Origin of the sequence: Streptomyces sp. NPDC052236 (assembly GCF_044548015.1) — a bacterium.
Taxonomy (GTDB): Bacteria; Actinomycetota; Actinomycetes; order Streptomycetales; family Streptomycetaceae; genus Streptomyces.
In genome coordinates this window covers 83,842-96,080 of record NZ_JBIUBL010000003.1, presented here as the reverse complement: position 1 = coordinate 96,080, position 12,239 = coordinate 83,842, and the positions used below count along the sequence as shown (strand labels likewise).

Below are 12,239 nucleotides of genomic sequence, written 5' to 3'. Positions count from 1 at the left end.
AGGGACTGATCACGCGTCGTAGACATCCGCCTTCCGCGGTGTCGGGTCCTGGACCATGCCACCCACGATCGAGGAGCGGTTTCCGAAGCGCTCCGTGTCCACGCCGTTCTCCTCCAGCACCTTCATCGCCGCGGCGTGCGCCACCCGCAGCACCGGCGTAGCCGCGCGCATGGCGTCGTCCGCCATGAACCGGTGCCGCCATGGCTTCTCCGCCCAGGCGTGGCGCAGTCCGAACGGCTCCGGCAGGACCAGTTTGCCGCCCAGGAAGTCCAGCAGCGGCGGGTACCAGGTGAAGGGCGCGCGGACCGCGAGGCGTACCACCTCGGGGGTCTCCACCAGTGGCAGGATCCGGTCGACGGTCTCCCAGAAGCGGATCGTCTTGCTTACCGTGACCTTCTTCGGCTCGGGTTTGGTCGTGAACAGGGAGTGCACCGGGCCGAGGGCGTGGCCGGTCACCTCGATGCGCAGGGTCTCGTGGAGCACGGTGACGGTGATCATCATGGTGATCACCAACTGGCCGTCCCAGAGCGTGAACTGGATGCCGAGATAGTGGCGGTTGCCGCCGCCGAACTGCTGGTGGTTGCAGATCCGCTGTATTTCGTGGCCCTTGACCTGGAAGCTCTCCACGTCCTGGCCCTCCGGCCGGGACACCGCCCCGGCGTTTTCGCCGACCGGGGACACGATCCAGTGCTTGACCGAGGGGGTGGGGAAGCCGCCGGAGTTCAGCGGGCCGCGCTCCATCATCTTCAGCTTGTCGTGGATGGCGCGTATGACGTCCCAGCTGCGGAACTGGTTGATCTCTTTGCCGGGCTCCTTGGAGATGAGCTCCTCGGCGAGCTGCCAGCTGCCCCAGCGGGTGCCCATCCCGAGTATGCCCTTGGGCCCGGCGTAGAAGACGGAGTTGGACTGCTGCTCGGCGGTGAGTTTGTGCAGGCCTTGGCGGAGCTGTTCGCGTGCCGTCTCGTTGGGGTGGCCCGGCACCGCCTCGGGCACCTTCGCGCCGAGGCCGCCGCCCGAGAGCAGGCTGTCCCAGCGGCTGCGCATGTCCTTCGCCGACGTTTCGCAGATCCGTTTGGCCAGCACCCAGCCGATGACCGGGGCGACGATCAGACCGCGTACGTAGTACCCGAGGAATCCGCTGAAGGGCAGCCGGACCAGGAAGACCACGGCGAGGAGGGCGATGCCGGCGAGCAGCGCCGTGCCCAGCGCCCCTGCCCGTTTGTTCTGGGCGCCCGCTATCGTCCGGCGGAGCTGGAAGATGCCCATCCAGACCAGCATTCCGGGCAGGAAGAGCAGTCCGAAGACGGCCATCACGCCGGTGAGTTTGGCGTCCCGTTCCTTGCGGATACGGGTGGCGGCCAGGCAGTGTTCGACCACGGTCTGCGGTTCGGTGCCGAAGGACTGGATGAGCGCGTTGCGTGCGCCGCCGAGCATTCTCATCTGCACGGCGCGTGAGAACGCCTCGCCCAGATTTGGTTCGAAGAGCGAGAACTTGCCCGCCTTCACCTCGGACTTGTGCCATTCGCTATTGGCTTTGAGGATGTCCGCGACCGGGCTGTCCCGGTACGCGGCCGAGGCGAGCGCATGCGTCGCCGCTGTCTGCCCGGCCGAGCCCTGGAGCGGGATCTGAGCTCCAGGAGAGAAATCAAAAACGTCGTTGGCCACTTCCGCCCCCATCGCCGCATACGTCCGCACTGCGGCCTGTTCCCAACTACCGCGCCCCGCACACCTTCTGAGCTGGGCACCACAGCGTATCGGGGGTACGCCGCCTCCGTCAGGGGACACCCAAATGCCGCCCGCCGCAAGAGGGCGTGGCGGGCGGCAAGCGGGGTGCGATCGCCAACTACGAGCCGGCTTCGGCCTGTTCGCGGATCTTGGCGGCCAGTTGCGGCGGCATCGGCTCATGACGGGCGTACGCCCGGCTGAACTGCCCCGTCCCGTGCGAGATCGACCGCAGATCGACCGCGTACCTCCCGATCTCGATTTCCGGCACCTCCGCCCTGACGAGCGTGCGCCCCCCGCCCGCCTGTTCGGTGCCGACGACCCGGCCGCGCCGCCCCGAGAGGTCGCTCATGGCCGGCCCCACGTACTCGTCCGGCACCAGGACCTGCACCTCGGCCACTGGCTCCAGCAGATCGACCCGTGCGTCCGCCGCCGCCTCGCGCAGCGCCAGCGCGCCCGCCGTCTGGAAGGCGGCGTCGGAGGAGTCCACCGAGTGTGCCTTTCCGTCCAGGAGCGTGACCCGTACGTCGACCAGGGGGTGCCCGGCCGCGACGCCGCGCGCCGCCTGGGCGCGTACGCCCTTCTCCACGGACGGGATGAACTGCCGCGGCACCGCGCCGCCCACGACCTTGTCGACGAACTCGATGCCGGAGCCCGCGGGCAGTGGCTCGACCTCGATCTCGCAGATCGCGTACTGGCCGTGTCCACCTGATTGCTTCACATGCCGGCCGCGCCCTGCCGACTTGCTGCCGAATGTCTCCCGAAGGGAGACCTTGTGCGGTACGACGTCGACCTGGACGCCGTAGCGGCTGCGCAGCCGCTCCAGCGCGACATCCGCGTGGGCCTCGCCCAGGCACCACAGCACGACCTGGTGGGTGGCCTGGTTCTGCTCCAGGCGCATCGTCGGATCCTCGGCGACCAGCCGCGAGAGCCCCTGGGAGAGCTTGTCCTCGTCCGCCTTGGTGTGTGCCTGGATGGCGAGCGGCAGCAGGGGATCGGGCATCGTCCACGGTTCCATCAGCAGCGGGTCGTCCTTGGCGGAGAGCGTGTCCCCGGTCTCGGCGCGGCCCAGTTTCGCGACGCAGGCCAGGTCCCCGGCGATGGCGTGGGCGAGCGGGCGCTGCTGTTTGCCGAAGGGCGCGGAGAGCGCCCCGACCCGTTCGTCGACATCGTGGTCCTCATGGCCGCGGTCGGCGAGCCCGTGTCCGGACACATGCACCGTCTCGTCGGGTCGCAGGGTGCCGGAGAAGACGCGTACGAGGGAGATCCGGCCGACATACGGGTCGGACGCGGTCTTGACCACCTCGGCCACCAGCGGCCCGTCGGGGTCGCAGCTGATCTGCGGGCGCGCCGCGCCCTGCGGGGTGGTGACGGTGGGGGCGGCGGGCTCCAGGGGGGTCGGGAAGCCGCGGGTGATCAGTTCCAGCAGCTCGACCGTGCCGAGCCCCTGCTTGGCGCCCTCGGGCGCGGGGGCGGCGGCCAGCACGGGATGGAAGCTGCCGCGCGCCACGGCCTTCTCCAGGTCCTCGATGAGCGTGCTGAGGTCGATCTCATCGCCGCCGAGGTAGCGGTCCATGAGTGTCTCGTCCTCGCTCTCGGAGATGATCCCTTCGATCAGCCGGTTGCGGGCCTGCTCGATCAGCTCCGTCTGCGCGGGATCGGGCGGGACCTCTTTACGCTCGCCGGAGGAGTAGTCGAAGATCTTCTGGGAGAGCAGTCCGACCAGGCCGGTGACGGGGGCGTGGCCGTCGGGGTTCTGTGTTCCGTACTGCGGCAGATACAGCGGCAGTACGGCGTCGGGGTCGTCGCCGCCGAAGATCTGTCCGCAGACCCGGGTCAGCTCCTCGAAGTCGGTGCGGGCGGTCTCCAGGTGCGTGACGACGATGGCCCGCGGCATGCCGACGGCCGCGCACTCCTCCCACACCGTGCGGGTGGTGCCCGCGATCGCGTCGGCCTCCTGTGCTGCGGAGACGACGAAGAGGGCCGCGTCCGCCGCTCGCAGACCGGCCCTCAGCTCCCCGACGAAGTCGGCGTACCCGGGGGTGTCCAGGAGATTGATTTTGAACCCGTCCCATTCGACGGGGACGAGGGACAGCTGTACGGAGCGTTGCTGCCGGTGTTCGATCTCGTCGTAGTCGGAGACCGTGCCGCCGTCCTCGACGCGGCCCGCGCGGTTGAGCGCTCCCGCGGTGAGCGCGAGGGCCTCGATCAAAGTTGTCTTTCCCGATCCGCTGTGGCCGACCAGCACCACGTTCCGTACGGATGAGGGCTGGTCGGCCGTAGCCGCCCTGCCGGCGGCTCCGGTGTGTGCACTCGCCTTGTCGCCCATGATTTCTGCCTCCCGATCGATTGCCCGGAGCCGATGGCCCGGTGCGGAGAGGGCCGCGGGCGCGGGGAGCCGTGGAAGGGGTCGCCGGACGAGTCCGGGGGCAGCTCCGGCGATGCCCGCGGTGGTCTTTCGAGCTTTCCACTCTCGTCACGGTGCGTCCATACGTCTTACGTGACGGCGGGAGGCCGGGTGCCCGGCGGTGGCGGCTGTCAGTCCTGGCTACGATGGGCCAGCCGGTGGCCATGAGGGCCGCGCGGCCCACCGACCCCTCGGGAAGGCCATGCTGAACAAGTACGCGCGTGCATTCTTCACGCGTGTCCTCACACCGTTTGCCGCATTTCTCCTCCGACGTGGGGTGAGCCCCGACGCGGTCACCCTGGTCGGGACGACGGGAGTGGTGGTGGGTGCGCTGGTCTTCTTCCCCCGGGGAGAGTTCTTCTGGGGCACGATCGTCATCACGCTGTTTGTCTTCTCCGACATGGTCGACGGCAATATGGCGCGCCAGGCGGGGATTTCGAGCCGCTGGGGGGCGTTTTTGGACTCGACGCTCGACCGGGTCGCCGACGGAGCGATCTTCGGCGGTTTCGCGCTCTGGTACGCGGGCACGGGAAATGACAACGTACTGTGCGCCGTCGCCATCTTCTGCCTGGCGAGCGGCCAGGTCGTCTCGTACACCAAGGCACGTGGTGAATCGATTGGCCTGCCGGTGGCCGTCAATGGCCTCGTCGAGCGGGCCGAGCGGCTGGTGATCTCACTGGTCGCGGCGGGTCTGGCCGGGATGCACGCTTTCGGCGTGCCCGGGATCGACGTACTGCTGCCGATCGCGCTGTGGGTGGTCGCCGGCGGCAGTTTGGTGACGCTGGGGCAGCGGGTGGTGACCGTACGGCGTGAGTCGGCGGAGGCCGATGCGGCGGGTGGGACGCCAGGGGCGCCGGGTGCGCCGGGGGCACAGGGGAGCGAGGCTGAGGCGACGTGATGCGGGACCGTCTGACCGATGGGCTGTACGGAGTCGGCTGGAGCACCGTCAAGAAACTGCCGGAGCCGGTGTCCGCGGCGCTCGGCCGTACGATCGCGGACATCGCGTGGAAGCGGCGCGGCAAGAGCGTCCTGAGGCTGGAGTCAAACCTCGCCAGGGTGGTGCCGGAGGCGAGCCCCGAACGGCTCGTGGAGCTGTCGAAGGCCGGGATGCGCTCGTACATGCGGTACTGGATGGAGTCCTTCCGGTTGCCGGGCTGGAGCGCGGAGAAGCTGCGGGACAGCGTGGACATCAAGGACATCCATGTGGTGCAGGAGACTCTCGCCTCGGGGCGCGGCGTGATCCTCGCGCTGCCGCACCTGGCGAACTGGGATCTCGCGGGCGTCTGGATGACCAGGGCTCTCGGCGTCCCGTTCACGACGGTGGCCGAGCGCCTGAAGCCCGAGTCGCTGTTCGACCGGTTCGTGGCCTACCGCGAGAGCCTGGGCATGGAGGTGCTGCCGCACACGGGCGGCTCGGCGTTCGGGACGCTGGCGCGGCGGTTGCGTGAAGGTGGTCTGGTGTGTCTGGTCGCCGACCGGGATCTGTCGGCGTCGGGCGTCGAGGTGGAGTACTTCGGGGACATCGCGCGGATGCCGGCGGGGCCGGCGATGCTGGCGCAGCAGACGGGGGCGCTGCTGATGCCGGTGACGCTGTGGTACGAGGAGCCGCCGTACTTGAAGGGGCAGGTTCACGCGCCGATCGAGGTGCCGGAGACAGGTACGACGGCCGAGAAGGCGTCCTTGATGACACAGGCGCTGGCGGATGTCTACGCCGCGGGGATCAGTGAGCACCCGGAGGACTGGCACATGCTGCAGCGACTGTGGCTCGCCGATCTTGAGCCGCGGGCCGATCCCTCCGGCCGTGCCGATTCGTCTGCACGTGCCGATTCCTCTACTGAGGAGCGGCCGCGGTGAAGATCGGCATCGTCTGCCCGTACTCCTGGGACGTACCGGGCGGCGTCCAATTCCACATCAGGGACCTCGCGGAACATCTGATCCGGCTCGGGCACGAGGTGTCGGTACTGGCGCCGGCGGACGACGAGACGCCGCTGCCGCCGTACGTGGTCTCCGCGGGCCGGGCCGTCCCGGTTCCGTACAACGGCTCGGTCGCCCGGCTGAACTTCGGCTTCCTGTCGGCGGCGCGGGTGCGGCGCTGGCTGCACGACGGCACGTTCGACGTCATCCACATCCATGAGCCGACGGCGCCGTCGCTGGGGCTGCTGACCTGCTGGGCGGCGCAGGGGCCGATCGTCGCCACGTTCCACACCTCCAACCCGAAGTCGCGGGCCATGCTCGCGGCGTACCCGATCCTCCAGCCCGCGCTGGAGAAGATCAGCGCGCGGATCGCGGTGAGCGAGTACGCCCGGCGCACGCTGGTGGAACATCTGGGCGGGGACGCGGTCGTCATCCCGAACGGCGTCGATGTCGGCTTCTTCGACAAGGCCGAGCCGAAGGCGGAGTGGCAGGGTGGCACGCTCGGCTTCATAGGGCGCATCGATGAGCCCCGCAAGGGCCTGCCCGTGCTGATGAAGGCGCTGCCGAAAATCCTCGCGGAGTGCCCGGATACGCGGCTGCTGGTGGCCGGACGGGGCGACGAGGAGGAGGCGGTCGAGTCGCTGCCCGTCGATATGCGGGAGCGCGTGGAGTTCCTCGGGATGGTCAGCGACGAGGACAAGGCGCGGCTGCTGCGCAGCGTCGATGTCTACGTCGCGCCCAATACGGGCGGCGAGAGCTTCGGGATCATCCTGGTCGAGGCGATGTCGGCGGGCGCGCCGGTGCTCGCGAGCGACCTGGACGCGTTCGCGCAGGTGCTGGACCAGGGGGCGGCCGGTGAGCTGTTCGCGAACGAGGACGCGGACGCGCTGGCCGTCGCGGCGGTACGGCTGCTGGGCGACCCGGGGCGGCGGGCGGAGCTGCGGGAGCGGGGGAGTGCGCATGTGCGGCGCTTCGACTGGGCGACGGTGGGAGCGGATGTGCTGTCGGTGTACGAGACGGTGACGGACGGCGCGTCCTCGGTGGCGGCGGACGAACGCGGACCGGGCTTGCGGGCGCGGTTCGGGTTGGCGCGGGGGTAGGGGGCGGGGGTAGGCGGGTGCGGCCTGCGGGCCGCCTCGGATGGGTCACCCCCGCGACCTGGGGTGCGGGGTGCGGCTGACCTGGCGGGTCACCCCCGACCTGGGGTGCGGGGTGCGGCTGACCTGGCGGGTCACCCCCGACCTGGGGTGCGGGCCTGGGGCTTCTCGGGCGTGCCCGGCTTCGCGGGTGTCGGGTTGGGGCCGCTCCGGGGCTCGTGTTCTGGACTGCACTGCATTCGATGTGCGGCTCCGGCGCGTGGTCACCGAGCTTTGTGCGACCTGCGCACTGGGAACCCTGGGCCCTCGGGGCCGGCGCGCACGGCAAGCTGAGGCGCAGGCCTCATGCGTACCGGTTCTGCGGCGAAGCCGCTGGAGTGCGGGGGCGTCAGCCCTGAAGGTCCGCCCTCCGGGCGCGAAGCTGCCCGGCCGGTGCGGGGGCGTGGGGCGTTCAGCCCCACAGTTTCTCGCATCCTCCGCGGCGGAGCCGCTGGAGTTCAGGGTGTGGGGGCGCCAGCCCTCACAGTCGAAGCCGCCGCACCGCGAAGTAGGAGTGACCGGCTCCGCGGCGGAGCCGCTGGAGTTCGGGGGTGCGGTCAGCCCCGCGTCCCCCTCGCCCAGCTGCCGCGTCCGGGTGTGGGGGCGTCAGCCCCCGCAGGGTGTCTGGGGCGCAGCCCTCAGTTTCGGGAATGGGGGAGGCGGGGTGGGCGAGCGACAACGCCCGAGCCGCCCCCGGTACTCTTGCCGCCCGTGACCGTAACCCTCATCTGGATCGTCGTCGCCCTCGTCGCGATCGGCCTGTACCTGAGCTGGACCGCCGGCCGGCTCGACCGGCTGCACGCCCGCATCGACGCCTCCCGCGCCGCCCTCGACGCCCAGTTGCTGCGGCGCGCCTCGGTCACCCAGGAATTGGCCACCTCCGGAGTCCTCGATCCCGCCGCGTCGATCGTGCTCTACGAGGCCGCGCACGCCGCCCGGCAGGCCGAGGAGGAGCAGCGCGAAGTGGCCGAGAGTGAGCTCAGCGCCGCGCTGCGGGCCGTCTTCGGGGAGGTGGCGCAGGTCGAGGCCGTGCGGGAGGTTCCCGGCGGTGAGGAGGCCGCGGGGGAGCTCGCGCAGGCCGTGCGCCGGGTTCCGATGGCCCGGCGGTTCCACAACGACTCGGTGCGCGCGGCACGGGCGCTGCGCCGCCACCGTACGGTCCGCTGGTGCCACCTCGCGGGCCACGCGCCGTTCCCCCTCGCCTTCGAGATGGACGACGAGGCGCCCGTCGCGCTGGCCGACCGCCCCGGTACCTGAACACAAAATGATCCAGTGGCCTCCCATTGGCCCTTGCTGTGGACTGGTCCGCAGGGGTTGCATGAATGCGCAATCACTCTCTTTCCCCGAGCGAGGTCCTTCCGTGTCCAGCACCCTCCCCACCACTCCGCAGACCCCCGAGACCGGCACCGCCCGCGTCAAGCGCGGCATGGCCGAGCAGCTCAAGGGCGGTGTGATCATGGATGTGGTCAACGCCGAGCAGGCGAAGATATCCGAGGACGCGGGCGCGGTCGCCGTCATGGCCCTGGAGCGGGTCCCCGCCGACATCCGCAAGGACGGCGGCGTGGCCCGGATGTCCGACCCGAACATGATCGAAGAGATCATCGACGCCGTGTCCATCCCGGTCATGGCCAAGTCCCGGATCGGCCACTTCGTCGAGGCCCAGGTCCTCCAGTCCCTCGGCGTCGACTACATCGACGAGTCCGAGGTGCTGACCCCCGCCGACGAGGTCAACCACAGCGACAAGTGGGCCTTCACGACCCCCTTCGTGTGCGGTGCCACCAACCTGGGCGAGGCTCTGCGCCGTATCGCCGAAGGCGCGGCCATGATCCGCTCCAAGGGCGAGGCCGGCACCGGCAATGTCGTGGAGGCCGTCCGCCACATGCGCCAGATCAAGCACGAGATCGCCCGCCTGCGCGCCTACGACAACAATGAGCTGTACGCCGCTGCCAAGGAGCTCCGCGCCCCGTACGAGCTGGTCAAGGAGGTCGCCGAGCTCGGCAAGCTGCCCGTCGTGCTGTTCTCCGCGGGTGGTGTGGCCACCCCCGCCGACGCCGCGCTGATGCGCCAGCTCGGCGCCGAGGGCGTCTTCGTCGGCTCCGGCATCTTCAAGTCCGGCGACCCCGCCAAGCGCGCCGCCGCCATCGTGAAGGCCACCACCTTCTACGACGACCCGAAGATCATCGCCGACGCCTCCCGCAACCTGGGCGAGGCCATGGTGGGCATCAACTGCGACACCCTCCCCGAGGCCGAGCGCTACGCGAACCGGGGCTGGTAGTGGAGCGCTCCCTTGTGATCGGCGTGCTGGCGCTCCAGGGCGATGTGCAGGAGCACCTGATCGCCCTGGCCACGGCGGGCGCCGTGGCCAGGCCGGTCCGGCGCCCCGAGGAGCTCGCCGAGGTCGACGGCCTCGTCATCCCCGGCGGCGAGTCGACGACCATGTCCAAGCTCGCCACGCTGTTCGGCATGGCCGAGCCGCTTCGTGAGCGGATCGCGGCGGGTCTGCCCGTCTACGGCACCTGCGCCGGTCTGATCATGGTCGCCGACAAGATCCTCGACCCGCGCTCCGGCCAGGAGACCTTCGGCGGCATCGACATGATCGTCCGCCGTAACGCCTTCGGGCGGCAGAACGAGTCCTTCGAGGCGGCCGTCGAGGTCGCGGGCGTGGCCGGAGGACCCGTCGACGGCGTCTTCATCCGCGCCCCGTGGGTGGAGTCGGTCGGCGCCGAGGTGGAGGTGCTCGCCGAGCACGCCGGCCATATCGTCGCCGTACGCCAGGGCAACGTCCTGGCGACGTCCTTCCACCCCGAACTGACGGGCGACCATCGCGTGCACGCTCTGTTCACCGACATGGTGCGCGCCACCGCCTGAACCGACCCCGGTAGGATTCCTGGGGTTCGTTCAAGATTGGGTTACGCGAAGGAGACAGGCAGATGTCCGGCCACTCTAAATGGGCTACGACGAAGCACAAGAAGGCCGTGATTGACGCCAGGCGCGGCAAGCTCTTCGCGAAGCTGATCAAGAACATCGAGGTCGCGGCGCGCACCGGCGGCGCCGACCCCGAGGGCAACCCGACGCTCGTCGACGCTGTCCAGAAGGCGAAGAAGAACTCCGTCCCCAACAAGAACATCGACTCCGCGGTCAAGCGCGGCGCCGGTCTTGAGGCGGGTGGCGTCGACTACCAGACGATCATGTACGAGGGTTACGGGCCGAACGGCGTCGCGGTGCTCATCGAGTGCCTCACCGACAACCGCAACCGCGCCGCGTCCGACGTACGTGTCGCGATGACGCGCAACGGCGGCTCGATGGCCGACCCGGGCTCCGTCTCGTATCTCTTCAACCGCAAGGGCGTGGTGATCGTCCCCAAGGGCGAGCTGTCCGAGGACGACGTTCTCGGCGCGGTCCTGGACGCGGGCGCCGAGGAGGTCAATGACCTCGGTGAGTCCTACGAGGTCGTCAGCGAGGCCACCGACATGGTCGCGGTCCGTACCGCGCTCCAGGAAGCGGGCATCGACTACGACTCCGCCGAGGCCAACTTCCTGCCCACGATGCAGGTCGACCTGGACGAAGAGGGCGCACGCAAGATCTTCAAGCTGATCGACGCGCTGGAGGACAGCGACGACGTGCAGAACGTCTTCGCCAACTTCGACGTCTCGGACGACGTCATGGAAAAAGTGAGCGCCTGAGGGCTGCCTTTGCGACTGAACCGGCGCCGCTTTCGCGGAGGCGGCTGAGCACCGTTGGGGTTGCTCAATTGATGGTTGCGCCTACAGCGGTCAACGGGCCGACGGGACACACACCCGTCGGCCCGTCGGTTTGTCAGTGGCAGCGGATAGCCTGCACAAACAGGCGATCGAAGGGAGGGGCTTCGTGCGGGTACTGGGCGTGGACCCGGGGTTGACCCGGTGCGGTGTCGGCGTGGTCGAAGGCGTCGCGGGCCGTCCCCTGACGATGCTCGGCGTCGGAGTCGTGCGTACGGCGGCGGACGCGGACCTCGGCAGCCGGCTGGTCGCCATCGAGCAGGGCATCGAGCAGTGGCTCGACGAGTACCGGCCCGAATTCGTCGCCGTGGAGCGGGTGTTCAGCCAGCACAACGTCCGTACGGTCATGGGCACCGCGCAGGCCAGCGCGGTCGCCATGCTGTGCGCGTCCCGCCGCTCCATCCCCGTCGCCCTGCATACGCCCAGCGAGGTAAAGGCCGCCGTCACCGGCAGCGGCCGTGCGGACAAGGCACAGGTCGGGGCGATGGTGACGCGGCTGCTGCGGCTCGGCGCCCCGCCGAAGCCCGCTGACGCGGCGGATGCGCTCGCGCTGGCCATCTGCCACATATGGCGTGCTCCCGCGCAGAACCGCCTCCAGCAAGCCGTCGCCCTCCAAGCCGTCGCCCTCCAAGCTCAGCAGGTTCAGCTGCGTGTATTGAAAGGCCGTACCTCATGATCGCCTTTGTGAGCGGCCCGGTTGCCGCGCTCTCCCCCACCACCGCGGTCATCGAGGTCGGCGGCGTCGGGATGGCCGTCCAGTGCACGCCGAACACCCTGTCCGAGCTGCGTATCGGCCAGGACGCCAAGCTCGCGACCTCCCTCGTCGTACGGGAGGACTCGCTCACGCTCTACGGCTTCGCTGACGACGACGAGCGCCAGGTCTTCGAGCTGCTGCAGACCGCGAGCGGTGTCGGCCCGCGCCTCGCGCAGGCGATGCTTGCCGTGCATGCCCCGGACGCTCTGCGGATAGCCGTTGCGACCGGCGACGAGAAGGCGCTGATCACCGTGCCCGGCATCGGCAAGAGGGGCGCGCAGAAACTGCTGCTGGAGCTGAAGGACCGCCTCGGCGAGCCGGTGGGAGCGCATCCGGGCAGGCAGGGCGGCAGCGGCGGCGCAGGTCAGCTGGGCTGGCGCGACCAGCTGCACGGCGCCCTGATCGGCCTCGGCTACGCCGCGCGCGAGGCCGAGGAGGCGGTCGCCGGAGTCGCCCCGCTGGCCGATGCGGTCGTCGCCGAAGGCGGCGCGCCCCAGGTCGGGCAATTGCTGAAGGCCGCCCTCCAGTCGCTGAACCGCACCCGCTGA

11 protein-coding genes are annotated in these 12,239 nt (G+C 69.9%); 9 read left to right on the top strand and 2 right to left on the bottom strand.

Annotated features, from left to right (window positions below; all coding sequences use genetic code 11):
* Positions 1-9 precede the first annotated feature (9 nt).
* Both ACIHCQ_RS07325 and ACIHCQ_RS07320 read right to left on the bottom strand, forming a co-directional pair.
* Complete coding sequence (locus ACIHCQ_RS07325) at positions 10-1,665, bottom strand: hypothetical protein (RefSeq protein ID WP_399658785.1); 1,656 nt, start codon at positions 1,663-1,665, stop codon at positions 10-12.
* Positions 1,666-1,843: 178 nt separating this feature from the next.
* Positions 1,844-4,051, bottom strand: a complete 2,208-nt coding sequence (locus tag ACIHCQ_RS07320) for an elongation factor G-like protein EF-G2 (protein ID WP_399658784.1) — start codon at positions 4,049-4,051, stop codon at positions 1,844-1,846.
* A 280-nt stretch (positions 4,052-4,331) separates the two neighbouring features.
* On the opposite strand from ACIHCQ_RS07320, the gene pgsA reads away from it, so the two are divergent.
* The 9 genes from pgsA (at position 4,332) to ruvA (ending at position 12,239) form a co-directional block, all read left to right on the top strand.
* Positions 4,332-5,027, top strand: coding sequence for a phosphatidylinositol phosphate synthase (pgsA, locus tag ACIHCQ_RS07315; RefSeq protein ID WP_399658783.1), 696 nt, complete (start codon positions 4,332-4,334; stop codon positions 5,025-5,027).
* Entirely contained in the window at positions 5,027-5,983 is a 957-nt protein-coding gene (locus ACIHCQ_RS07310) for a phosphatidylinositol mannoside acyltransferase (protein ID WP_399658782.1), read from the top strand. Before pgsA ends, ACIHCQ_RS07310 begins: the two co-directional genes overlap by 1 nt.
* Entirely contained in the window at positions 5,980-7,143 is a 1,164-nt protein-coding gene (locus tag ACIHCQ_RS07305; protein WP_399658780.1) for a glycosyltransferase family 4 protein, read from the top strand. The genes ACIHCQ_RS07310 and ACIHCQ_RS07305 overlap by 4 nt, the downstream gene beginning before the upstream one ends.
* A gap of 747 nt (positions 7,144-7,890) precedes the next feature.
* Positions 7,891-8,436 (top strand): hypothetical protein, encoded by a 546-nt coding sequence (locus ACIHCQ_RS07300; RefSeq protein ID WP_399658779.1) that lies wholly within the window; start codon positions 7,891-7,893, stop codon positions 8,434-8,436.
* Positions 8,437-8,497: 61 nt separating this feature from the next.
* Positions 8,498-9,454: a pyridoxal 5'-phosphate synthase lyase subunit PdxS gene (gene pdxS, locus ACIHCQ_RS07295; protein ID WP_399658777.1), complete on the top strand. Its 957-nt coding sequence runs from the start codon at positions 8,498-8,500 to the stop codon at positions 9,452-9,454.
* Between the two features lie 14 nt (positions 9,455-9,468).
* Positions 9,469-10,047, top strand: a complete 579-nt coding sequence (gene pdxT / locus ACIHCQ_RS07290) for a pyridoxal 5'-phosphate synthase glutaminase subunit PdxT (protein ID WP_399659161.1) — start codon at positions 9,469-9,471, stop codon at positions 10,045-10,047.
* A gap of 62 nt (positions 10,048-10,109) precedes the next feature.
* On the top strand, positions 10,110-10,862 hold the full coding sequence (locus tag ACIHCQ_RS07285; RefSeq protein ID WP_399658775.1) for a YebC/PmpR family DNA-binding transcriptional regulator: 753 nt from the start codon (positions 10,110-10,112) through the stop codon (positions 10,860-10,862).
* A 184-nt stretch (positions 10,863-11,046) separates the two neighbouring features.
* A complete protein-coding gene (gene ruvC, locus ACIHCQ_RS07280) occupies positions 11,047-11,613 on the top strand; it encodes a crossover junction endodeoxyribonuclease RuvC (RefSeq protein ID WP_399658774.1) in 567 nt (188 codons plus the stop codon).
* Entirely contained in the window at positions 11,610-12,239 is a 630-nt protein-coding gene (gene ruvA, locus ACIHCQ_RS07275) for a Holliday junction branch migration protein RuvA (RefSeq protein ID WP_399658773.1), read from the top strand. The genes ruvC and ruvA overlap by 4 nt, the downstream gene beginning before the upstream one ends.

What these genes read in the sequence shown, in the direction of transcription:
- ACIHCQ_RS07320 (WP_399658784.1), bottom strand. Translation starts at nt 4,051, where the DNA reads ATGGGCGACAAGGCGAGTGCACACACCGGAGCCGCCGGCAGGGCGGCT.
- pgsA (WP_399658783.1), top strand. Translation starts at nt 4,332, where the DNA reads ATGCTGAACAAGTACGCGCGTGCATTCTTCACGCGTGTCCTCACACCG.
- ACIHCQ_RS07310 (WP_399658782.1), top strand. Translation starts at nt 5,027, where the DNA reads ATGCGGGACCGTCTGACCGATGGGCTGTACGGAGTCGGCTGGAGCACC.
- pdxS (WP_399658777.1), top strand. Translation starts at nt 8,498, where the DNA reads ATGAATGCGCAATCACTCTCTTTCCCCGAGCGAGGTCCTTCCGTGTCC.
- ACIHCQ_RS07285 (WP_399658775.1), top strand. Translation starts at nt 10,110, where the DNA reads ATGTCCGGCCACTCTAAATGGGCTACGACGAAGCACAAGAAGGCCGTG.
- ruvA (WP_399658773.1), top strand. Translation starts at nt 11,610, where the DNA reads ATGATCGCCTTTGTGAGCGGCCCGGTTGCCGCGCTCTCCCCCACCACC.